Consider the following 21,676-nt stretch of genomic DNA (forward strand, 5'->3'; position numbering starts at 1 on the left):
AAATGAATCCCCTCACGTGGTGGGTGTAGCTCAGTTGGTAGAGCACCTGGTTGTGGCCCAGGGGGTCGTGGGTTCAAGTCCCTTCACTCACCCCATTGATCATTCGGACGGAGCTTCGGCTCCGTCCTTTTTTTGTGCCGCTTCACCCAGCTTCCTTGCATCGGACAAGGCCTGCCGCAGGGCCATTCCATCTTCCGGGGCAGGCGTTCCCTTAAAGAGAATCGGTTCCGGCGCACCGGTACCGAAGCCATAATAGGCGAGGTTGAGCTGTTCCCGACTGATCAGCCCACCGCCATGCACTCCGGCTCCGACATACAGCCCGGATGTGTCTCCAATAAAAAAGACATTGCCGTTCCCGTTGAACTTCGGGGTCGATTTGCCTTTCAGACTGGCATTGAGCACAGTGACGGAAGCCCGGCCCTGAAAAATGCCGCCGGTTTCCAGCAGGTAGCGCACGTCGTCCTCGTCGGTATAGAGGAAAATGCCCTCGGTGCTGGAGAACCCTGCCTGCAAGCCAAAACCGCCCGTTGTCTCCGTCAGAAAGACCGGACCGTTCCAGCTGTTGCCCGAGCGGACCAGCAATACGCCGTTTCCGGTATCCAGAGAAAAGAGAAAGCCGGCGGTGCCCATATTGGGAACAATAAGTACCCCCTTGGCACGGGGAAGCAGCCGCCGCAAATCATCGCCGTTGTCTCCGGCAAGGCAATCGGCCAGCGTGGCCGAAGCGTGATCCACCAGGGCATGTGCCCTTTCGGCATCCTTATCCGGATGGGAGGATTGGCGGGTCGCACAGCCTGCAAGGACCAGCCACAGGCAGACTATGAAAGCACAGAAGACAATGAGTCGCTTGTTCATAAGCATGGGGTAAAAGGGTTCCCGCTGCCCGTCAAGACCGTTTGCGCAAATGACGGGCATCACCCACGCGAACCGTGATCTTTTCCTTGTCGAAATATTCCAGCACAGGAATGAGGTATTTGCGCGACAAGCCGGTAATCTCCTTGAAGTCCGGTGCGGTCATGGCCTCATTCTCCGCAAAGAAGGCAAGCATACGTTCCTTGATATCCGACAGGGCCGCTGCATGGTAATACATGTCGTCCTTGATGCGCACCAGTTCGCCCTGATCCTGCAACAGCTTGAAGACGGGCGCTGCCTGTTTGAAATCCATGCCGAGCGGTTCCAGCACATCCTTCAGGTTGGGTGGAGTGCCACCTCCTCCCGCATAGGCTGCCAGCACGGTTTCCCGCACCTTGGCCTGATCCGATGCCAGAGAAACCTTATGGTCCTTGAGACGCAGGATTTCCTGCTCTGACACCACATCCCCTTTCTTCACAAGCCGTTCTAAAATGAAATGAAACAGCTTGGGCGGTAATCCGCGTCCCCAGGAGGATGCCAGCTCCCCCCTCTGCACCCCGGGCTTCATGGAAGCCTTGCGATGGAAAGCCGCCAAAAAATCAAGCAGGGAATCGGCCAGGGACTGCACCAGGGCACCTCCGGCATACCGCCGGGCCTCCTTGTCGAAAAGCACGGCCTCCTGCCTGCCTCCGAGCACGCCCAGCGTCTTTTCCAGGGCCTTGGTCTCCTGGTTGGTCATGGTCAGCAGCTCAGCAAAGGTCAGCCCGTCGGCCCCGGCCAAATCCAACTGCGTTGTGGCCACTACTTCCGGAGATTCGTCGCAAAGCTTCCCTATTTTCTCCACATCATCGGAGAACCGCTTCACCTTGTGGCCCATGGGACAAATGATCCGTCCACCAGCGAAGGCACGCAGGGGCGAAAAGGAACGAAGCACCACTCGGTCGCCGTACACACCGGCTAGCGGCTCGGTAAACCGGACCTGGCATACAACGGTTTCGCCTGGCAGCAGTTCCTCCCGGTCCAACAAATAAATTCGGGCCAGCACCTCGCGCGCGCCATGATGAAAATGAATTTCCTTGCGGTGTTTAAGCGGCAGACGGGAGGATTCCAGCACGGTCAGTTCAATATCCCATACCGTGGAGGGAAACAGTGTGCCGGGCCGGGCCAGCACGTCTCCCCGATGCACGTCCTCCACCTCCAGCCCGGCCAGATTGACGGCGGTCCGCCGCCCGGCTTCGGCCGTCTCCACGGCCTGCCCGTGGGATTGCAGACTGCGCACCTTGGTTTCCCGGCCTTCAGGGTAAAGAATGATGTCATCCCCTACCGAAATCGAACCCGAGACCATGGTTCCGGTAATGACCGTGCCGTGCCCCTTCATGGTAAACACGCGGTCAACGGGAATGCGGAACAGGTCGGAGCGCCGCCGGGGCTTGAATTGCTTTACCAGATTGCCGATGGCGTCTTTCAGTTCCTCAAGCCCCTGCCCGGTGTGGGCCGAAACGGGAATAAGCGGGGCTCCCCCCAGAAAAGTAGGTTCCAGATAGGCGGCAACCTCTTCCTTGACCATCTCCAGCCATTCCTCGTCCACCATGTCTATCTTGGTCAGGGCAACGAGCCCGGTGGTCACCCCCAGGAGCTGGCAGATTTCCAGATGCTCCCGCGTCTGCGGCATGATCCCTTCATCCGCCGCAATGACCAAGGTGACGAAGTCCACTCCGGCCGCTCCGGCCACCATGTTCTTGACGAACTTTTCATGACCGGGGACATCCACTATGCCGACTCGTTCCTCGCCGCCCACGTCGAGAAAGGCGAATCCCAATTCGATGGTGATGCCGCGTTTTTTCTCCTCGGAGAGACGGTCGCAGTCTATGCCCGTAAGCGCCTTGACCAGTGTGGTTTTGCCGTGGTCGATATGCCCGGCGGTTCCCATTATGACCGGCATGCAAGCCTATCCTTTTTTCTTGCGTGAAATCACTGTGTTCCCAGCTTCGCCAACCATACCAGACAAACGCACGAGGCGCCACAATCCAGGGCCCACACAGGAACCGGCGGCAATAAATGAAATGGCCCCACCGGTATGAGAACCGGCGGGGCCATGGTTTGAACGCAGGGAGGAACAGCGCTAATGCGTCGCCCCCAGCCCTTCGATAAGCTTGTTGAGTTCTGTTACGATATCCGACAGTTCCGCACAGGCCTGCGCGGATTCGACCATAGCGTCGCGGGTGTCCTGCGAGATGCGATGCATTTCGTCCGTGGCCTGGGTGATATGATCACTGGTGGCGGACTGCTCCTCCGTGGCCGAAGCGATTTCCTGAATCTGATCGAACGCATTCTTGGACAGGGAAACGATATCCTCAAGGGACTCGCCCGCGTTATCAGCCAGGGATGAGCACTGCTCAACCACTTCGGCCACCTTGTCCGTCTCCTTCATATTCTGCCGGGTGTTGTTTTGAATGGCCCCAATGGAATTACCCACCTCAGTGGTGGCGGTCATGGTTTTTTCGGCCAGCTTCCGCACTTCGTCGGCAACCACGGCAAAACCGCGCCCGGCCTCTCCGGCCCTAGCCGCTTCAATGGCCGCATTGAGCGCCAACAGGTTAGTCTGGTCCGCAATGTCCGTAATCACGGTCATGACCCGGCCAATATCCTCGGCCTGGGAGCCCAGCCCATTCATATTCTCCTTGAGAAGTGAGGCCATGGACCGCACCTCATTGATGGCGGTGGTGACCCGATTGACGGCATCATGCCCCTCACGGGCCTGACGCTCGGTCTGCTCAGCATTCTCTGCGGCATGATTGACGTTTCGCGCCACTTCGCCCACAGCGGCATTCATTTCCTCCATGGACGTGGCTGTCTCCGTGGCCCGTGCGGCCTGCTCCCTGGCACCGTTCATGGCTTCGTCCACACGGCCGGAAAGCTGACCTGTAGCTGCCGCCATGCGCAACGAGAGATTGCGCGCCTTCTCGGCAGCTTCCACAATTCTTTTCTGCGTACCGAGAATATCCGTTTCGTCCATCACGACCTCAAGCGCACCACCGGCCTTGCCGTTTTTCACGGCAAGGGGAATGGCGTAACTCCGGATATCCCTTTCCCCACACTCCAGCCCGGCGTGGGAAGAACAAGTGGAACTCTGCACCGATTCTATGGCCCTGGTGCAAACGCAATTTTTCGTTCCGCACATGGCCGTATTGAAGACCTCACTGCATTTGCGTCCAACCAGCGAACGCTTGGTTCCGGCGGCCTCTTGGGTTTTCGCGTTCGCATAAAGCAGGGTATGAGACGGATCAATGGTGAACACCGGAAAAGGCAATACCTCAAAGGTTTCCACAAACGTATCGGCCAGAGTGTTCATGCTACGCACGAGATGGGCAAAGGCTCCCTCATACTTGCTTTCATCCCCTCGGGCGGTAAGCCGCCCCCGGCGCACTTCTCCCGATATTTCCTCGCAATTGCCGATGAGACCGGCAAGGTTCGCCGGAATTCGAGCCACGGAGCGCTGGATAGCCCCGATCTCATCATTGGGGACCTTACCCTTGAACTCGGTCAGATCTCCTTTGGCCACCTGATCCGCAAACCGGCCGATGCGGGCCAGCGGGCGCCCGACAACCAACGGCAACAGGCCGATGATGGCAAGAAGGGGAATGATGACCGCAACGGCAAATATACCGACGACGAGCACGGTCACACCATCCAATATCCGGTTTTGCCGAGAAATATCCTGAGCCAGTGCAAGGACGCCGATAGGCTTTCCCTGATAGTCCTGCACCGGGGAAAACGAGATGGCATAGTCTCCATGCAGAGAGAAGAAACTCTCCTTGAGCCCGTGGTGCAAATCATCAACCGCAATCGCCGTGTCCAGAATCTTATTTTTCTTGCCCACGACCCGGACAAACGCATTGTTCAGTACCGGATATTTTTTGGGGTCCTGCAACTTGGTTGTTGTCTGCAACAAACCGGCATCCATAAATAATGTAAAGAAAAGACCCTTTTCCTTTTCCAGCGGTTTCAAGACATCGCCATAACTCTTGAGCACTTCCACGGAACCTATCCGGCTCCCGGAAGCATCCAGCACAGGAGCAAGGCCGCGTATGGCAAAACCGCCGCGTCCGGGTTCTATGCCCTGCCGGGGCTGGCCGTCACGGTTGACGTCGAGCACCGTCTGCCGAAAACCGGAAAGGTCGTCGGAGATATCCACCCACTTGCCGCCCCGCTTTGCCTGCTTGTCACGCCACATGCGCACAAGGCTACGTCCATTGGGCAGATGGAAATGCAGCTGGAGCTTTTCGCCAACAACGCCTTGATAGCCAGCCAGCACTGCCGCCAGGGACTGACGAAGCTGATCGCGCGCCTGCTGTGCGGCCGGGTCGGCCTCGTCGTCCATGTTGCCGGTGCGGGCGACCTCAAAGGCGGCCACGACTTCCGGCATCCGGCTGAACACGGCGGCCTCTTCCAGGGCCCGTACCGAAGCGTCCCGAGTGTCCGCCTCAATGTTCTTGGCCACATTGCCCACCAGCATCTCGGCAAACGAATATCTCAGCTCATCGAACTGACCAACCAGTAGAAAATATCCCCCCAGTCCAAAGATCAGAACCAATGGAATAATAGGGATTAACATCTTGTATTTAATACTCATTTCAAACCTCACAGAATCTCTCACCAGCATCAAGGATAGCCAGTTCCTCATCGTTGGCCCCAAAGGCCCCGTCCATCCGGCGATAGACCCAAGCCTTCGCCGGAACCAAGAATCCACTCCAATGGTTTAGGAACACGATGCCCTGACTAAGTCAATCCACATATAATTGTGATATTTTTAACATAAAAAAAGATCCCCCAAAGGCACCCAAATCGGTTCCAACATTTTCCCATGTGAAAAAGACATAATACAAGCTATACATAGTCAAAAGCAAATCATTCCAACGGTACCTACGCTCCGCCAGTGCTCGTTGCACTGGCCATAGCTCCGACAAATACAAACAAAAAAAGCCTCCGGATGAAGAGACCGGAGGCTTTGCTGATTTTGGAAAATATTCCGATTAGTTTTTCAGGAATTCACGAAACGCTCGCGTTGTGGCGTAGATATCCACCTTGCTCGCCAGCTCGAAGGGGGAATGCATGGAAAGCACCGGCACACCGACGTCGATGACGTCCATGCCGTACACGGCAAGAAACTTGGCTACGGTGCCGCCGCCTCCAACGTCCACCTTGCCCAGCTCGGACATGTGCCAGGGAACCCCGGCTTCGTCGAAGATGCGGCGCAGCCAGCCGATGAAATCGGGATGCGCGTCATTGGCGCCCACCTTGCCCCGGTGGCCGGTGAATTTGTTGAAGCAGGGACCATAGCCGAGCCGGGCGGAGTTGAGCGGCTCGTAGACGTCCTTGAAATCCGGATCGATACCGGCCGAGACATCCGCCGACAGGGCCGAACCGCCCATCAGCACACGGGAAAGCTTTGCAGACGGCTCCCAGGCCTCCACCAGCTCCTCCATGCAGTACTCGAAGAACAGAGACTTGGCACCGGTAGCGCCCTCGCTTCCAATCTCCTCCTTGTCCCAGAATAGCACGACCTGGCAATATTCCGGTTCCGGCTCGGCCAGAAACGCCTCCAGGGCGCAAAACACGCTGGAACGGTCATCGTGGCCGTAGCCGCCGATGAGCGACTGGTCGAGTCCGACGTAGCGGGCGGGACCGGCCGGGACGGCCTGCATCTCGGCAGACAGAAAATCCGCCTCCTCCAGTCCGTACCTTTTGTTGAGAATCTCCAGGATGTGCCGCTTTACCGGCTCCTTGGGCTTGTCGTCCCCCTTGGCTTCTGGATCGGCCGGAGACTGGCCCAGGACCAGATTCAGTTTCTCGGCCTCAAAGGCGTCTTCCACCTTCTTGACCACTTCCTTGTAGGCCAGATGCGGCAGCAGATCGGTGATGGTCAGAACGGGGTCGTTCGTGGATTCGCCGATGCAGACGGTCACCTCCTCGCCGGACTTGAGGCAGACGGTTCCGTGCAGGGCCAGAGGAATGGTCAGCCATTGATATTTGCGGATGCCGCCGTAGTAGTGGGTCTTGGCCAGACAGATATCCGTATCCTCGTAGAGCGGGCGCTGCTTGAGGTCCAGGCGCGGACAATCTGCATGGGCACCCACAAGACGGAAACCGTCACTCAGCGGACGCTTGCCCTTGCGCGCCAGGAAACAGGTCTTGTTGCGGTTGAAACGCATGACCTGCGGTTTGGAAAAATCATCGACGAAACCGGCGGCAGCGACCTTTTCGCGCACATGGTCCATGACCAGCCGTTCAGTCTTGCAACCGCTCAGGAATTCGACATAGCGAGCGGCCATTTCGTCCATGGCCTTGACGTCCTTCTTGGAGGAATAAACTTCCCAAGCCGATTTCGGCTCGTACTCCAGATCCTTTTTCTTGCTCATATTGCTATTCCTTCAGTGCTTCGACGGCCTGACGCAACGCATCGGCCGCAAGGGAGATCTCGGTATTCCCCAAGGTGCGCGGATCAAGGAGAAATACATCGTCCTCAATGCGCGCCACCAAGGGCGGATCAGTATCCAGCAAAGCCCGACGGAGATCATCGGCCGGGATGCCATCCACCCGCACGTAAACCAACGTGCCGGGCAGGTCGTATTCGGGAAAAGCGCCGCCGCCCACGCGGGAGCTGCCCTGTCGCAGCCCCGCCTCCGCCAGATCCCCCAGGGAGGCACGGACCGCATCGGCAAGCCGACGCGCCTTGCTCTTGAGGGATTCGCGGGAGGCGGTAATCATGCGCAGGGTCGGCACGGTACGCCGGGCGAGGTCCATATCCGTATAAAGACGCAGCGTGGCCTCAAGTGCGGCCAGCGTCATCTTGTCGATGCGCATGGCGCGGTTGAGGGGATTCTTCTTGATGCGGTCGATAAATTCCTTTTTGCCGACAATGATGCCCGCCTGCGGACCGCCCAGGACCTTGTCGCCGGAGAAAGACACCACATCCGCGCCCTGCGCCACCACCTGCTGCACCGTGGGTTCGCCCAGCAGCCCTTCGCCCGCCAGGGCGTAGAGCGTGCCGCTGCCCAGGTCCTCGATGACCGGCAGGCCGTACCTGTCGCCCAGCGCGCGCATCTCGGCCAGCGTCACTTCCTTGGTGAATCCGACCACGCGGAAATTCGAGGTATGTACCCGCATGAGAGCTGCGGTCTCGTCGCCAATGGCGTTTTCGTAGTCGTGGATATGCGTCCGGTTGGTGGCACCGACCTCCCTTAGCGTGGCTCCGGACTTGACCATGACGTCCGGGATACGGAATGATCCACCGATCTCGACCAGTTGACCGCGCGAGACAATGACCTCACGCCCCTTGGCCAGGGTTTCGAGCATGATAAACACGGCGGCGGCGTTGTTGTTGACCACCAGGGCCGATTCCGCACCGGTGATGTCGCACAATATCTGCTCGACGTGGGAGTATCGGCTGCCCCGCTTGCCCGTGGAGAGATCGAACTCGCAGTTCGAATAATGGGCGCACGCCTCTGTCACTGCGGCAATGGCCGGTTTGGAGAGCAGGGAGCGGCCGAGATTCGTATGTACAACCACGCCGGTGGCATTGAGCACCCGGCGGAAATGCGGCCTGGAATGGGAACGGACATAGGCGGCAAGGCGCGGCAAAAGCACGTCCAGCCCCAGTTGTGATTCTTCGGTAATGGCGCCGGACTTGATCTCTTCGCGGCACAGATCCAGAAACGCGGCAGCGTGTTCCTTGACCAGCGGACGCGGCAATCCGGCAAGAGCGGCATCCTCTGTCAGTCCGTCCAGGATGTGATCCATGGACGGCAACAAGCGAAAAAGTTTGCTCATCGGCTATCCCTTCGGGGTCAGATATTCACCGTGCAAGGTATAGAACTCGGCCAGCAAATACAAGGAACCGCACATCAGCACCGGCCCGGCACCTTGCCCGCTGGCGTCCAGGGCCTCGGCCAGGGAATCGACCGGCCGGGCGGCGGGGCCGATCCTTTCCGCCAGGGAAAGGTTGTCACCGGCCCGCTCGTTATGCAGGGGCGGCACAAAAACAGGACCATCGGTCAGCGTGCGCACCAGCGGCAGCATGGCCGTGATATTCTTGTCTCGCAGGCAGGAAAAAATCATCGATCCCGGTTTGATGTCCGCTCCGTCCAAAGCGGCATTCAGAGCTTCCAGGGCCGGAACGTTATGCGCGCCGTCCAGGATCATCTCCTGCCCGTTCAGCTCGATATGCTGCATCCGGCCGGGCAGAAAAACATATTCCAGACCGAAACGCTCCAGCTCCACTTCGCTCTTCAGGCCGTGCTCCGCCGCAAACCAGCGCCATCCGGCCAGAGCGAGCCGGGCATTGGCCGTCTGATGAATCCCGGGCAACCCCAATTTCACACCATAGACGGTATCCGCCACATCAACGGCATGGACGAACCTGGCGTGCACCAAAGCCGACCTGTCCTGCAACGGGATCATGGCCTCGGGCACCTGGACTCCGGTGATGACCACTCCGCCCGGATGTATGGCTCCGGCCTTGTCGGTGGCGATAGCGTGGATAGTCGGTCCCAGAATGGCCTCATGGTCCAGGCCGATGGGCGTGAACAAGGTCATGTAAGGGGCAAAGACGTTGGTCGCGTCCCACCGTCCGCCCAATCCGGCCTCCATGACGGCAAGGTCCACATTCTCGCGCTCAAAGGCGAGCATGGCCAGACAGGTCTGGAATTCGAAATAGGTCAGGGCCTCGCCTTCGGGACTGGAGAGGATGTCGTTGGCCAGCTCGACCCACATCTCTTCGGAAAGCATGGCCCGGTTGACCTGCACCCGCTCCCTTGGCGAGACGAAATGGGGCGAGGTAAACAATCCCGTCTTGCGTCCGTGCGCCCGGGCCAGGGAACAAACGAAGGCCGCAGTGGACCCTTTCCCGTTGGTACCGACCACGTGAATGATCGGCATTTTCGGCATGGTTCGCCGTGCCCAGAAGGCCTCCATGCGCCCCAGAGACAAATCCATATGAAAAAGGCCAAGCTTATCCATATAGGATGAAAGCTCGGCATAGTCAGCGATATGATTCATGCGGAGGAATCTAGCAGGAAGCGGGACCGTGGGGAAGCCCCAAGCGACCACCCGTCGTTTTGGCACGGTCCCTAAAATCTACCCGACATTTTATCTGAGAAAAGACAAGGCCAGCCCCAAAAGAGAGCAGGTTACTCCGGCCAGGACCATGACCAGACCGGCCACGGCCTCTTCCTCGGCTCCCACTTCGCGCGCTCTGGCAACCCCGGCCCCATGCGCGCCCATGCCGAACATCATGCCGCGGGCGAACGAAGACCGCAGGGGCAGCACTCGCAGCAGAAAACCACCGATGGAGGCTCCCAGCACGCCGGTCAAAATGACACATACCGCCGCGAGATCCGGCGAGCCCCCAACGTCCGTAGCAAAGGCCATGGCAAAGGGCGTGGTAAAAGACCGGGGCAGGATCGACAGCCGAAGCCCGTCGGACAATCCCAACCAACCGGAGACCAGCCATGTACCGCCAAAGGCCAGCAGGCTGCCGCAGAGCAATCCGAAGATCAGCGTCGGCCAATGGCGGCGCATCAGCGCCCGATGCTCGTATATGGGCAGGGCAAAGGCCACGGTGGCTGGTCCCAGCAGCATGAGCAGCCAGTGCCCGCCCCGCATGTAGTCGCCGTAGCTGGCGTGCAGGATCAGCACCAGCCCCACACAGGTCACCCCGGTCATCAGCAGGGGCGAACTCCACCAGGCACCCATGCGGCGGTGCGTCACCCGGCTGAGATAAAACAGGGCGCAGGTGGCAGCAATCCAGAACAGCGCGGAAACGTTAGTGGACACGGCGCGTCCTCCGCGAAAGATGCCAGTCGACCGCCACGGCCGTACCCGTCATGACCAGAAACACGCCCAGTACGACAACGGCCAGGACTTTGAGGCCGACCCACCCCAAGAATTCGGGATGTTTGAGCACGGCCATGGTCGCGGGGATGAAAAAGAGCAACAGGTTGTCCAGCAGCACACCGGCTCCGCTGGAAATCCAGCTCACGGGCAACCATCCGGACAAAAGCAACCCGGACAAAATCAACAACCCCAGAATACCGCCTGGGATACCTAGATGGCAGACCCTGGAGAGTGACTCGCACCCCCACCACAGGCCGATGAAAAATCCCAACTGAAAAACCGTTCTCATTCCCCGCCCAAAGGATACACGGGCGAGGGCAACTTTACTGTTCATGGCAATACTGCCTCCTTCGACTTGCCAACTAAGCATTCTCCGGGTAGTTGTGAAATGAATTGTTAGAATGTCATCCATTCCAAAAAGGAATATATGTGGAACTTCGCAACTTGAGAACAATGGTGGAGGTGGCCCGGCTTGGAGGATTCTCGCAGGCGGCCAAGGTGCTTTTCACCACACAGCCGACGGTGAGCAAGGCGGTACGGCAACTGGAGGAGGAGCTTGGAGAAGCGCTCTTCATTCGCTCCAGTGACGGAGCCAAGCTGACCGACGCCGGAGAAATCGCCTACGCCAGGGCCAAGGTCATTCTGGCTGAGGCTGAGCACCTGAAGGCGGAAATGGCTGAACTCAAGGGGCTGTTCACCGGCAAACTGCGCCTGGGACTCCCCCTCCTGGGCAGCGCCAAACTTTTCGCCCCGCTCTTCGCCACCTTCAGAATCCAGTATCCTGGCGTGGAAATCGAGCTGTTGGAACAGGGAAGCGCCCAGCTGGAACAGGCGGTGCTGGCCGGTGAGGTGGAACTGGCTGTCTCGCTCCTGCCCGTTGCCGACACCTTCGAGTGGCAGGCGGTCTGCGACGATCCGCTCATGGTCCTGCTCTGGCCCGACCACCCGCTATGCCATCGCAAACAAATCCGGCTCCTCGAACTTAAGGAGACCCCGTTCATTCTTTTCCGGGATGGGTTCGTCCTCACCCCGCGCATAGAGGAAGCTTGCAAACGGCAGGGTTTTACCCCAAACGTATCGGCGCGGAGTAACCAGATGGACTTCATCATCGCCCTTGCGTCCGCCGGGATGGGCGTCCCCCTGCTGCCGCACGTCATGGTTGAGGGCCGCCAAATCGCGCCGCTCAAGGCCGTGCGCATCGACGAGCATGATCTGCGCTGGCCCGCCGCGCTGATCTGGCGCAAGGATGCCCGGCTCTCCCCCGCAGCCCGCGCCTGGCTGGCCCTGACAAGCCAGCGATTCCCGACCGGATAAGGGGTTTGCCGGACGATTTGGGCCGAATCAGCCTGACCCTCCATGATTTCCTTGACCTGCGCGCGTTTCGTCGATTATCAGGAAGCCCAGTGCGCCAGTAGCTCAGGTGGATAGAGCAATGGCCTTCTAAGCCATCGGCCGAGGGTTCGAATCCTTCCTGGCGCACCACGAGAAAATAAAGGGCATCAATCCAAAGATTGATGCCCTTTTTCTTCGACAAATCACATTGCCAAGCCGGTGTTTTGTCCACGCCCCCGACTAATGCGAACCATTGCCGTTCCGCTTGATAATCTTCTGCAGGCTGACCCGCTCCAGTCCGGCCAGGCGGGCCGCTTCGGAGATGTTGCCGCCGGTTTGATCCAGAATGCGCTCCACATAATTCCGGGTGAATTCGTCAAGCACGCGGGCCTTGGCCTCCTTGTAAGGGCCGAGAGGATTATCCTCCCCGGCGGTATCGTCATCCGGACGCAGTTTCCCCTCGGCCAGACGCAGATGGACCATCTCCACCTGTCGGCCTGGGCAAAAGACCGTCAGACGACGGACGGCGTTCTGTAGCTCGCGCACGTTTCCCGGCCAGGGATGGTCACACAGGCTGGCGACGACTTCCGGACTGAGGACTTTGGGTTCCAGCCCCATCTCCTCACAGGTCTGATTCAGGAAATGCATGGCCAGACGGGGGATGTCGTCCCGGTACTCGCGCAAGGGACTGGTGTTCACGGTCAGTACATTCAACCGGTAATAAAGGTCTTCGCGGAACCGTCCTTCACCGATGAGCTTTTCCAGGTCCTGATTGGTACTCGCCAGGATACGCACATCCACCTTGGTGGCGGAGTTAGCGCCCACGGGACGGACTTCGCGGTCCTGCAACACGCGCAACAGTTTGGTCTGGACCGCCATGGAGATATCGCCAATTTCATCCAGCAGGAGTGTGCCGCCCCGAGCGGCCACAAAAAGTCCCTGACGCGACTTTTCCGCCCCGGTGAAGGCTCCCTTTACGTGGCCGAACAGCTCGCTTTCCAGAAGCGGCTCGGGAATGGCCGGGCAGTTCACAGTGACGAACGGCCCCTTGGCCCGGTTGCTCAGGGAATGAATCTGCGAAGCAACCAGTTCCTTGCCGGTGCCTGATTCGCCATTGATGAGCACCGTGTATTCCGATGCGGCCACGGCGGCGATGGACTCCCGGAGCCTGCGCATGGCCGGGGCCTCTCCCACCAGCAGATCACCGCCACCGCAGCGGCGGGCCAAATTCCGCAAGGTTCTGTTTTCGTGCAGCAAACGCCCCCGCTCCAACCCCTTGCGGACCGAACGCAGCAGTTCCTCCCGCTTGACCGGTTTGGTCAGAAAGTCATAGGCCCCGCTCTTGAGCGCCGCCACGGCCCCCTCGACACTGCCGTACCCGGTGAGCAGAATGACCGTCAGTCCCGGATCGTTTTCCAAAGCCCGGTGCAGCAACTCCTGCCCATCCACCCGAGGCATGCACAGGTCTGTCATCATGAGGTCCACATCGGTCGTCTCAAGGATACGAAGCGCCTCTTCCCCACCTCCGGCCAAAGTGACTTCGACCTCTGGAAAACCAACGGCAATAAGCCGTGCCAACCCCTGAATGAAATCCGGTTCGTCGTCCACCAGCAACAGATGTTGGTTCATTGCATGTCCTCCTTCTCCAGGGGCAGGTTGACACTGAACCGCGCACCTCCGCCACGTTGATTTTTCACTTCAATTTCTCCATTCAGATCGTGTACCAACCCATAGATCAGCGCCAAGCCAAGACCTGTACCCTTCCCGATTTCCTTGGTGGTGAAGAAAGGATCGAACACGCGATCCAGATTCTCCGGCGGGATTCCGCAACCGTTGTCGGTCACGGAAATGCGGGCGACATTCTCATCGGCCGCAATGGCAACCCGGATGCTTCCAGCTCGCCCTTGCTTTTCCTCAAGGTCGCTCACGGCATCCAGGGCATTTATGATCAGATTGGATATGATATGCTCCAGGGCATCGGCACTGGCGTGGACTTTAGGGATGTCCGACTGAGCATCCAGGCTCAATTCGGCATGGCATTCCCTTGCCTGCGGTTGAAGCAGTTCCACCGTTGCGGCCGCCACTGCCGACAGATCGCTGGGACCGGACGAAGCAGGCCTGGGCCGACTGAAATCAAGGAGGTCGCGCACCACCCGCTGCGCCTTCTCGGTGTGACGAATGATGACCTCCAGGTCCGCCTGGGCCTGCCCACCCTTCTGGGACGCGGCCAGCAGCTCGGCATAGCACAGGATGACGCCTAGCGGATTGTTGATCTCATGCGCCAGACCGGCAGCCAGCTGGCCCACGGCAACCATTCGTTCGTTGCGCAACATCTGGCTTTCCATGCGCCTTTCCATGGTCACCTCATGCAGGGAGGCCACATTGCGGCGCCCGTTGGTCTCCCGGATGGGATACAGATGGGCCACGAAGATCCGGCCTCCGGGCAGCTCGAACTCCCCGCTCGGCGCATTGTTGGTGGCTGTCATTACCTTTTTCAGCAGTGTGCTCATGCCGGGATTTTCAAGCGTGTCGGCCAGATTGGTGGCAGTGGAATTGGCCAGAAGCAGAGAGTCGTTTTCATCCAGCAGCAACAGCGGATCGGCAATGCCCTCGAAGATGGAAGAAAGCATGGCGTTTTGACAAAGCAGACTGTCCAGGGCCTCCAGGTTCTCCATGGCAATGCCCAGCTGCTGGCCGATGGCCCGGGCCAGATCGATCACCCGCCCGGAACTTTCCTGTGGCTGATCCCACTCCAGAACAAGAAGTCCACGGCTGGTGCCGGAAGTCTGCACCGGGATATGCCATGCGCGGCTTTGCAGACGCGGCTCTCCTTTGGCCACCAGCTCATGCCAGTCGTCGGGCAGTTTCGGAGGACGTCCTCCCTCAGGCCATGAGGAAAGATCCGTTGCGGCAAGAATACAGATGTACCCTGCACGAGCGGCCTGGAAGCGTTCGGCTATCAGCTTGAGGCCGTGCCGAACCAAATCATGCTTTGTCTGGCTGTTGTTGAGACTATCCAGCAGGGAAACGAACAAGGCCACATCCGCACGGCAGTCCTCGGCCAACCGCGTCAGGTCCACGGTACGTTCGGCCACCTTCTCCTCCAGGGTGGAGGCATACTCCTTCAGCTCCACACGGGCCTGCCGCAGATGTTCGGCAAAGGTCTCCAGACCATGGAGCAGGTCCTCGATCTCGTCTTCGGGCGGCAAGCCGGGCCTGGGGTGCATGGGAGCCTCCCCCGGAAACAGGCGATGCATAAACGCTGTGACACGCCGCAGGCTATGCACCACAAGCCGATAAAAGAATCCCTGGATCACCAGGAACTGGACCAGGATGCCCAGGGCGAAGAGCATGGCAAAAGAGATAATGGCATCTCGGATGCCTCCCACGTCCCGCTCCACCTTGATGCGAACCATGTCGATACCGGCCAGTTCGCCAATATTTTTGCCGAATCCCCTTGTCACCCCATAACGCTCTATCAGTTCTTTCGGGGCTGAGGACGGTTCGCCATGACAGTGCATACAGGAAGAATCGTAACGTTGGGCGTACACGGTAACGAAGCTCCGCTCGCCCTTCACGTCCCGAAATTCCTCCAGATGCGTGAGTTTGGGATCAGCCTTGAAACGCTCAATGAATTCCCGCTCAAGGGGAGTTGCCTCGGAATGTGGGTTTCGGGCGCCCTCGGCCACTCGGCGGTATTCGAAATTCTCGTGCTTGAGATTGGGGTCGCTCATAACCGCGCGGGTTACATACGAGGTGCTCATGGCCTCCAGCACGAAATGATCGGGAAGCAGATTCTCATACATGACCGGGCGCAGGGTGCCGCGCACATACCGCTGCACGGCCTCCACGCTGGCCAGGATGAGGGACGCCTTTTCGCGCGCCTCGCCCTCCATAAGACGATTCAGATGAACGTGCAGGCCCACGGAATAAAAGGCCACAAGGCCCGCCATAAGCAGGAAAAGACCGGTAAAAAATTTGCTTTGCAGACTATGCGGCATGGACAGGCGCATGTTCACCTCTTGTCGGTTTTGCCGGAGCATATGCAGGAGTTTCCATGAATGCAACGTACGCCCATTTACCTGCATCCTTGAGAACGCAGGGTGTAGCCGCCAGGACGCACTTAGCGATGTCGCAAATAAAAAATATCAAACTATTACTGCATGTTAATTTTTCAGCATCAAATGGAATCCATCTTGCTTACGGCGCGATTGATCAGGCGGGCTCGTCTGCAGCCGACTTGACCTGGTTATGACACGCAAACCGGGGCGCGGGTTCACCGCTGCGAACCGGAAAATCTTGAGGAGGATTGTATGGCTGAGAAAAGGTGGCTGACAGAGGACAAGCTCGCTCTGATTATGGGGCTTATTCTCTTTTGCCTCGGCATGTTCAGTTTTGCCGGGGTCGATTTGCTGGGATGGGGCGTCAAGACCAATGTCTGGACCAACCCCTTGAAGATATTTTCGGTAACGGCTGCGTCGGATTACGGCAGCATTCCCGGATTTGTCTCTCTTCTTCTTACCTATGCGTTCATCACCGCATTCCTGAGCTTCGGTGTGAAGTTTCTGGGCGGTGACGTTCCCAAGTTCATCAAATCTTTCACCGTGGTGTTCTTCCTGAGCATCATCTGCTGGGCCATTGGTCACTACGCCGTGATTGCCGCCACCCCGGACAAGCTGGAGAAATTCGGCCTGCACTGGGCCATGGGACTCACCGGCGAGGCCGGCTTCATCGTCGCACTGGTTGTGGGCATCATCATCGGTAACTTCTTCCCGAAGACCGCCGAGGAACTGAAGGAAGCCCTCCGCCCGGAAATGTACATCAAGATCGCCATCGTCATCCTGGGGGCCGAGCTCGGCGTCAAGGCCGTCGACGCAATGGGCCTGGCCTCCGCGGTCATCTTCCGAGGTCTGTGCGCCATCATCGAAGCGTACCTGATTTACTGGGCACTGGTTTACTATGTGTCCCGCAAGTACTTCAAGTTCAGCAGAGAATGGGCCGCTCCCCTGGCCTCCGGTATCTCCATCTGCGGTGTTTCCGCTGCCATCGCCACCGGCGGTTCCATCCGTGCCCGGCCGATCGTGCCGATCATGGTGTCCTCGCTGGTCGTTGTCTTCACCTGCATCGAGATGCTGGTGCTGCCTTTCGTGGCCCAGTGGTGGCTCAGTGGCGAACCCATGGTGGCTGGTGCCTGGATGGGCCTGGCCGTCAAGTCCGACGGTGGCGCCGTCGCATCCGGTGCCATCACGGATGCACTGATCCGCGCCAAGGTCCTGGCCGATACCGGCATTCAGTACCAGCCCGGCTGGATCACCATGACCACCACGACCATCAAGATCTTCATTGATGTGTTTATCGGCATCTGGGCCTTTGTCCTGGCAGCCGTGTGGTGCACCTTTATCGACAACAAGTGCGGCCGCAAGATGAAGATGGGCGAGATCATGGACCGGTTCCCCCGTTTCGTGGTCGGCTACGTCTGCACCTTCCTGATCATGTTAATCATCTGCGCGACCAACACGGATCTGATCCCGCTGGGCAAGGCGACCATCGCCGGAACCCACATCTTCCGTGGCCTGTTCTTCGTACTCACCTTCTTCACCATCGGCGTTGTGTCGAACTTCAAGAAGCTGTGGGCCGAGGGCATCGGCAAGCTGGCAGCCGTTTACGTCGTCTGCCTCGGCGGATTCATCATCTGGATCGGCCTGTTCATCTCCTGGCTGTTCTTCCATGGCGTAACGCCGCCGGTTGTCTAGGAAATGGATTGACTGCACATTAGCCAAAATAGGAGCACAAAATGACGCCTGAAGAACATAACATTGCAGAAGAAATGGGTAAAATGGAATATGAGCCATTGCAGCCCATTGAATTGAAGCTGATTCGCTGGAGCCTGATCATCGGGGTCGTATCCCTGCTGGTACTCTTCCTGGTCAGCCAGGCCTTCTTCCCTGGCGCGCACGGTGCCTAGAGCTTACCTGCGGGCGGATGCGTCTGACGCACCCGCCCGCCAGACGGAGAGCGATATGCAACAATACGAAACTTTGATGAATAAGGTGGTCGGCCAACTGCGTGAAAACATGCGCGACCCCATGCGCAAACGCATAGAAGACGCTGTTGTCGAACAAGTGGGGGACGAGAAGCCCGAAGGCTCAACAGGCCAAAGGTTTCTCCAAGACCTCGACATCTTCATGAACATGCGTGGGCCGGACTTCATTTACTCGCGTGGCATAGCCGAAAGCCTGCGCGTGGGCGAGGACATATTCGAACTGGCCTACGTTCTCAAACGCGCCATGCAATAATTCACCTCCCCCCAATCAACCCCTAACGAGGCCTGACCGGACAGCTGTAGCAACTTCCCGGTCAGGCCTCTAAAATTGCAACAGGCACATTGTTTGATCTCGTAAGGACATGTCTGCCAGACCAAAAACAAAGACCAGCCTGAAAGCATTTTACCATACAGGGCTGTGACAGCAACCTCCTCCGCACATCTCTGAAAATGGTCACGGCATCGGTTTGTGACCTTGCATGTTTCCGCAGGCATATCCTGGCCTGGATTCCCCCCCCGTCATTTCACACTGTAAACAGTAAATAATATCTGTAAACCTATGCAGGTAGGAGCTTTTATTACAGATATTGACCAAAATTACGAAATTGGCCTACGGTCGGCACCAAAACAATTATCGAACCGCCCTACCGCGCCTTCGCCCCATACGCCGATTCGTTTCCCGGATTCCAGCTGAGGCCGATGCCGGCAACGGCCGGTCCCGCACTCAAGGAGGCTTCCGTGAAGGAAATCCGCGACAACGCGCGCAAGAAGATGAATAAGTTCTGCCGGGTCTGCAAAGTCTGCGATGGAAGGGTCTGCGCAGGCGAGACACCTGGGATGGGAGGAAAAGGCACCGGAGCCTCTTTTCAGAACAACGTCAAGGCACTGGCCGATCTGCGACTCAACATGCGTCTGGTCCATGGCATCACCGAACCCAAAACCGACATTTCACTCCTCGACCATAACCTGGCACTCCCCGTTCTGGCTGCACCTATCGGCGGGGTATCAGTCAACATGGACCTCGGCGTCAGCGAAGAGGAATACAATCTGTCCGTGGTCGGCGGATGCCTGGATGCAGGTGTTCTCGGCTGTACCGGCGACGGAATTCCTCCCGTCATTCATGAGGCAGGACTGGAAGCCCTCACCCACTTCAAAGGTCAGGGAATCCCGTTCATAAAACCTTGGGAGGGAGCAGAACTGGAGGAAAAACAGGCAAAGGCACGCGATACGGGCTGCAAAGCCATCGGTATGGATCTGGACGCGGCCGGGTTGATATCACTGCGCCGCAGAGGCCGCCCGGTTGCCCCCCGCACACCTGAACAGCTGGCCGAAATAGTGGAGAGAATTCACGGCTGGGGGCTTAAGCTCATCCTCAAGGGGCTGATGTCCGCCGAAGACGCAACCCTTGCCGTGCAGGCAGGCGTGGATGCAGTAGTGGTCTCCAACCACGGTGGCCGCGCCCTGGACCATACCCCCGGAACGGCCGAAGTGCTCCCTGCCGTGGTTCAGGCAGTGGCCGGACGCGTGCCTGTACTGGCGGACGGCGGCGTACGCACCGGCGGCGACATTCTGAAGATGCTGGCCTTGGGTGCGGATTGTGTCCTCATCGGACGACCGGTTACCGTGGCTGCCGTGGGTGGCGGCCGTGAAGGCGTGGCCCGCTACTTCCAAATCATCGGTGATCAGCTCCGACAAGCCATGATCATGACCGGAATCGAAGACGTTACACGCGTTTCCCGCACCATACTGCAAGGCTGAGTCGACAAAAAGCCTACCATAGAATCATTCTGCGCCCTGCTGTTTCCGAACAGCAGGGCGCTTTGCAAGTCGGGTGCGTCATTCACTCCATATTTCATTTCACCATATTTCACATTTCATTTCACCATTCATTTCACAATGAAATAAATGAAATGTTCCAGGATTCCAACGAATGATTAAAAGGATGGGAACAAACAATAAAAACTTTGTATATTCAAACTGTTAATCTAAAAAAATTCATTTGGCAGGCCTCTTGCTTATGAGGTGTCAACAAAGACATCTCGGAGGATGCTAATGAAAGCGATTATTGTAATGAGTCCCAAAGACAACGTCGGAAACGCCATCGAGGATATCGTCGACGGCGACGAGGTCTCTTACACTGTGGACGGTGAACAACACACCTTCACCGCCCGGGAAAAAATTCCTTTCGGCTTCAAGGCTGCCGTCTGCGACATTCCCGCCGGCGGCGATATCATCAAGTACAAGGAAGTAGTCGGGCGCGCCGCCGTGGAGATCAAAACCGGCGACTGCGTGCACATTCACAACGTTGAAGGCAAACGTGGACGCGGCGACATCGAAGGAGGCCAGGCGTGAAATTCTTAGGTTATGCAAGGCCTGACGGCTCCGTTGGTATCCGCAACCACACCCTGATTATGGCTAACGGCCGAGGCGCCGCAACTCTGGCCGCCATGGTTGCCAAGCTGGTCACCAACTCCCGGCTCTTCATCCAGCCCAACGAAAACGGACGTGACGGCGACGACCGCAAGACCATCGCCCGCACCATGATCGGCCTGGCCAAGAATGCCAACGTCGGCGCCATCCTCATCGTGGGCAACAAGCCGGACGCCGGTTATCCCGAATTCTCCCACGAAGCCTTTGTGGGCGAGATCGCCAAGTGCGGCAAGCCCATGGAGACCGTTTTTCTAAAGGACTGCGGCGGATTCCAGGAAGCCCTCGGCCTGGCTGTGCGCAAGGCGCGCAACCTGGTGCAGATGGCCAGTGAAACCCCGCGTACCGAAGTCAGCCTCGGCGCCCTGAACATGGCCGTCAAATGCGGCTATTCCGACGCCACGTCCGGCATGTCCGGCAACCCCGTTGTCGGTCATCTTTTCGACAAGCTGGTTGATGACGGCGGCCGCGCCATGTTCGCCGAGACCACCGAGGTCATCGGTGCGGAACACATCGTTGCCAAACGGTTCACCGACGAGGCGGAACGCCAGAAGTTCCTGGACGCCGTGGAACGTGTGGAAGAGGAAGCCCGCTCCACAGGAGAGGACATCCGCACCATCAACCCCATTCCCGCCAATATCCAGGCCGGTCTGACCACCCTTGAGGAGAAATCCCTGGGTGCCATCGTAAAGTCCGGCACCCGGCCCATTCAGGGCTGCGTCAAGTACGGCGAGGTCCCCACGGGCCGTGGCCTGTACTACATGGACTCCTGGATGTCCTCCACCGCGCTCTTCCTCGGCTTTGCCGCCGCGGGCTCGGTGCTGAACATCTTCCAGGTGGGCGGAGGCTGGTTCCCGGAGGACGCAATGATGCCGACCGTAAACACCGGTTTGATTACCCCGACTCTGTACATGACCGGCAACCCCCGTACCTGGGACAAGGCCTGGCGGGAGATGGACTTCTCGTCCGGTACGGTCATTACCGAGAAGGAACCTATTGCCGATGCGGGCGAGCGCCTGGTCCAGGAAGTCCTGGCCTTTGCCTCCGGCAGATTAACCAAGGGTGAAACACTCGATGTTAGAGATAATGTGGAGGTGTATCTCCGGGGGCCGGGCCTCTAGAGAGAGC

At 58.4% G+C, this 21,676-nt stretch carries 18 protein-coding genes and 2 tRNA genes; 10 read left to right on the top strand and 10 right to left on the bottom strand.

Going from position 1 to position 21,676, the window contains the following annotated elements; genetic code table 11:
* Window positions 1-19 precede the first annotated feature (19 nt).
* Window positions 20-95 (top strand) — tRNA-His (locus ACI0FG_RS10120).
* 4 nt (window positions 96-99) lie between these two features.
* Here the strand turns inward: ACI0FG_RS10120 and ACI0FG_RS10125 are convergent.
* The 8 genes from ACI0FG_RS10125 to ACI0FG_RS10160 form a co-directional block, all read right to left on the bottom strand.
* A complete protein-coding gene (locus tag ACI0FG_RS10125; protein ID WP_419784871.1) occupies window positions 100-861 on the bottom strand; it encodes a lipid-binding SYLF domain-containing protein in 762 nt (253 codons plus the stop codon).
* Window positions 862-886: 25 nt separating this feature from the next.
* The gene (gene selB / locus ACI0FG_RS10130) at window positions 887-2,794 is read right to left on the bottom strand and encodes a selenocysteine-specific translation elongation factor (protein WP_419784872.1); all 1,908 of its coding nucleotides are present in this window, start codon (window positions 2,792-2,794) and stop codon (window positions 887-889) included.
* A gap of 180 nt (window positions 2,795-2,974) precedes the next feature.
* Window positions 2,975-5,485 (bottom strand): methyl-accepting chemotaxis protein, encoded by a 2,511-nt coding sequence (locus ACI0FG_RS10135; RefSeq protein WP_419784873.1) that lies wholly within the window; start codon window positions 5,483-5,485, stop codon window positions 2,975-2,977.
* Window positions 5,486-5,885: 400 nt separating this feature from the next.
* A complete protein-coding gene (locus tag ACI0FG_RS10140; protein WP_419784874.1) occupies window positions 5,886-7,271 on the bottom strand; it encodes an aminopeptidase in 1,386 nt (461 codons plus the stop codon).
* 4 nt (window positions 7,272-7,275) lie between these two features.
* The gene (gene selA, locus ACI0FG_RS10145) at window positions 7,276-8,682 is read right to left on the bottom strand and encodes an L-seryl-tRNA(Sec) selenium transferase (protein WP_419784875.1); all 1,407 of its coding nucleotides are present in this window, start codon (window positions 8,680-8,682) and stop codon (window positions 7,276-7,278) included.
* A 3-nt stretch (window positions 8,683-8,685) separates the two neighbouring features.
* On the bottom strand, window positions 8,686-9,909 hold the full coding sequence (locus ACI0FG_RS10150; protein WP_419784876.1) for a bifunctional folylpolyglutamate synthase/dihydrofolate synthase: 1,224 nt from the start codon (window positions 9,907-9,909) through the stop codon (window positions 8,686-8,688).
* A 90-nt stretch (window positions 9,910-9,999) separates the two neighbouring features.
* On the bottom strand, window positions 10,000-10,686 hold the full coding sequence (locus ACI0FG_RS10155) for an LrgB family protein (protein WP_419784877.1): 687 nt from the start codon (window positions 10,684-10,686) through the stop codon (window positions 10,000-10,002).
* On the bottom strand, window positions 10,676-11,080 hold the full coding sequence (locus tag ACI0FG_RS10160) for a CidA/LrgA family protein (RefSeq protein ID WP_419784878.1): 405 nt from the start codon (window positions 11,078-11,080) through the stop codon (window positions 10,676-10,678). Before ACI0FG_RS10160 ends, ACI0FG_RS10155 begins: the two co-directional genes overlap by 11 nt.
* Before the next feature lie 95 nt (window positions 11,081-11,175).
* On the opposite strand from ACI0FG_RS10160, the gene ACI0FG_RS10165 reads away from it, so the two are divergent.
* A complete protein-coding gene (locus ACI0FG_RS10165) occupies window positions 11,176-12,060 on the top strand; it encodes a LysR family transcriptional regulator (RefSeq protein WP_419784879.1) in 885 nt (294 codons plus the stop codon).
* A gap of 91 nt (window positions 12,061-12,151) precedes the next feature.
* Window positions 12,152-12,228, top strand: a tRNA-Arg gene (locus ACI0FG_RS10170).
* A gap of 90 nt (window positions 12,229-12,318) precedes the next feature.
* Here ACI0FG_RS10170 and ACI0FG_RS10175 read toward each other — a convergent pair.
* Window positions 12,319-13,707, bottom strand: a complete 1,389-nt coding sequence (locus tag ACI0FG_RS10175) for a sigma-54-dependent transcriptional regulator (RefSeq protein WP_419784880.1) — start codon at window positions 13,705-13,707, stop codon at window positions 12,319-12,321.
* Window positions 13,704-16,091, bottom strand: a complete 2,388-nt coding sequence (locus ACI0FG_RS10180) for a c-type heme family protein (RefSeq protein ID WP_419784881.1) — start codon at window positions 16,089-16,091, stop codon at window positions 13,704-13,706. Before ACI0FG_RS10180 ends, ACI0FG_RS10175 begins: the two co-directional genes overlap by 4 nt.
* Before the next feature lie 44 nt (window positions 16,092-16,135).
* Between ACI0FG_RS10180 and ACI0FG_RS10185 the strand changes: the two genes are divergently transcribed.
* The 7 genes from ACI0FG_RS10185 to ACI0FG_RS10215 all read left to right on the top strand — a co-directional run bounded on the left by ACI0FG_RS10185 (window position 16,136) and on the right by ACI0FG_RS10215 (window position 21,669).
* Window positions 16,136-16,333, top strand: a complete 198-nt coding sequence (locus ACI0FG_RS10185) for a hypothetical protein (protein ID WP_419784882.1) — start codon at window positions 16,136-16,138, stop codon at window positions 16,331-16,333.
* 58 nt (window positions 16,334-16,391) lie between these two features.
* Window positions 16,392-17,831 carry a putative sulfate exporter family transporter gene (locus tag ACI0FG_RS10190; RefSeq protein WP_419784883.1) on the top strand — a complete coding sequence of 480 codons (1,440 nt, stop codon included), beginning with the start codon at window positions 16,392-16,394 and terminating at the stop codon, window positions 17,829-17,831.
* A gap of 41 nt (window positions 17,832-17,872) precedes the next feature.
* Window positions 17,873-18,043, top strand: a complete 171-nt coding sequence (locus ACI0FG_RS10195) for a hypothetical protein (protein WP_419784884.1) — start codon at window positions 17,873-17,875, stop codon at window positions 18,041-18,043.
* Window positions 18,044-18,098: 55 nt separating this feature from the next.
* Window positions 18,099-18,374 carry a hypothetical protein gene (locus tag ACI0FG_RS10200; protein WP_419784885.1) on the top strand — a complete coding sequence of 92 codons (276 nt, stop codon included), beginning with the start codon at window positions 18,099-18,101 and terminating at the stop codon, window positions 18,372-18,374.
* A 485-nt stretch (window positions 18,375-18,859) separates the two neighbouring features.
* Window positions 18,860-19,879 (top strand): alpha-hydroxy-acid oxidizing protein, encoded by a 1,020-nt coding sequence (locus ACI0FG_RS10205; RefSeq protein WP_419784886.1) that lies wholly within the window; start codon window positions 18,860-18,862, stop codon window positions 19,877-19,879.
* 294 nt (window positions 19,880-20,173) lie between these two features.
* Window positions 20,174-20,473 (top strand): UxaA family hydrolase, encoded by a 300-nt coding sequence (locus ACI0FG_RS10210; protein ID WP_419784887.1) that lies wholly within the window; start codon window positions 20,174-20,176, stop codon window positions 20,471-20,473.
* Window positions 20,470-21,669: a UxaA family hydrolase gene (locus ACI0FG_RS10215; RefSeq protein WP_419784888.1), complete on the top strand. Its 1,200-nt coding sequence runs from the start codon at window positions 20,470-20,472 to the stop codon at window positions 21,667-21,669. Before ACI0FG_RS10210 ends, ACI0FG_RS10215 begins: the two co-directional genes overlap by 4 nt.
* Window positions 21,670-21,676 lie beyond the last annotated feature (7 nt).

The organism is Pseudodesulfovibrio sp. 7M6 (assembly GCF_050058625.1).
GTDB lineage: Bacteria > Desulfobacterota > Desulfovibrionia > Desulfovibrionales > Desulfovibrionaceae > Pseudodesulfovibrio > Pseudodesulfovibrio salinus.

Coding starts and splice junctions, on each gene's coding strand:
- ACI0FG_RS10125 (WP_419784871.1), bottom strand. CDS start 861: ATGCTTATGAACAAGCGACTCATTGTCTTCTGTGCTTTCATAGTCTGC.
- selB (WP_419784872.1), bottom strand. CDS start 2,794: ATGCCGGTCATAATGGGAACCGCCGGGCATATCGACCACGGCAAAACC.
- ACI0FG_RS10135 (WP_419784873.1), bottom strand. CDS start 5,485: ATGAGTATTAAATACAAGATGTTAATCCCTATTATTCCATTGGTTCTG.
- ACI0FG_RS10140 (WP_419784874.1), bottom strand. CDS start 7,271: ATGAGCAAGAAAAAGGATCTGGAGTACGAGCCGAAATCGGCTTGGGAA.
- selA (WP_419784875.1), bottom strand. CDS start 8,682: ATGAGCAAACTTTTTCGCTTGTTGCCGTCCATGGATCACATCCTGGAC.
- ACI0FG_RS10150 (WP_419784876.1), bottom strand. CDS start 9,909: ATGAATCATATCGCTGACTATGCCGAGCTTTCATCCTATATGGATAAG.
- ACI0FG_RS10160 (WP_419784878.1), bottom strand. CDS start 11,080: ATGAACAGTAAAGTTGCCCTCGCCCGTGTATCCTTTGGGCGGGGAATG.
- ACI0FG_RS10175 (WP_419784880.1), bottom strand. CDS start 13,707: ATGAACCAACATCTGTTGCTGGTGGACGACGAACCGGATTTCATTCAG.
- ACI0FG_RS10180 (WP_419784881.1), bottom strand. CDS start 16,091: ATGCGCCTGTCCATGCCGCATAGTCTGCAAAGCAAATTTTTTACCGGT.
- ACI0FG_RS10185 (WP_419784882.1), top strand. CDS start 16,136: ATGAATGCAACGTACGCCCATTTACCTGCATCCTTGAGAACGCAGGGT.
- ACI0FG_RS10190 (WP_419784883.1), top strand. CDS start 16,392: ATGGCTGAGAAAAGGTGGCTGACAGAGGACAAGCTCGCTCTGATTATG.
- ACI0FG_RS10195 (WP_419784884.1), top strand. CDS start 17,873: ATGACGCCTGAAGAACATAACATTGCAGAAGAAATGGGTAAAATGGAA.
- ACI0FG_RS10200 (WP_419784885.1), top strand. CDS start 18,099: ATGCAACAATACGAAACTTTGATGAATAAGGTGGTCGGCCAACTGCGT.
- ACI0FG_RS10210 (WP_419784887.1), top strand. CDS start 20,174: ATGAAAGCGATTATTGTAATGAGTCCCAAAGACAACGTCGGAAACGCC.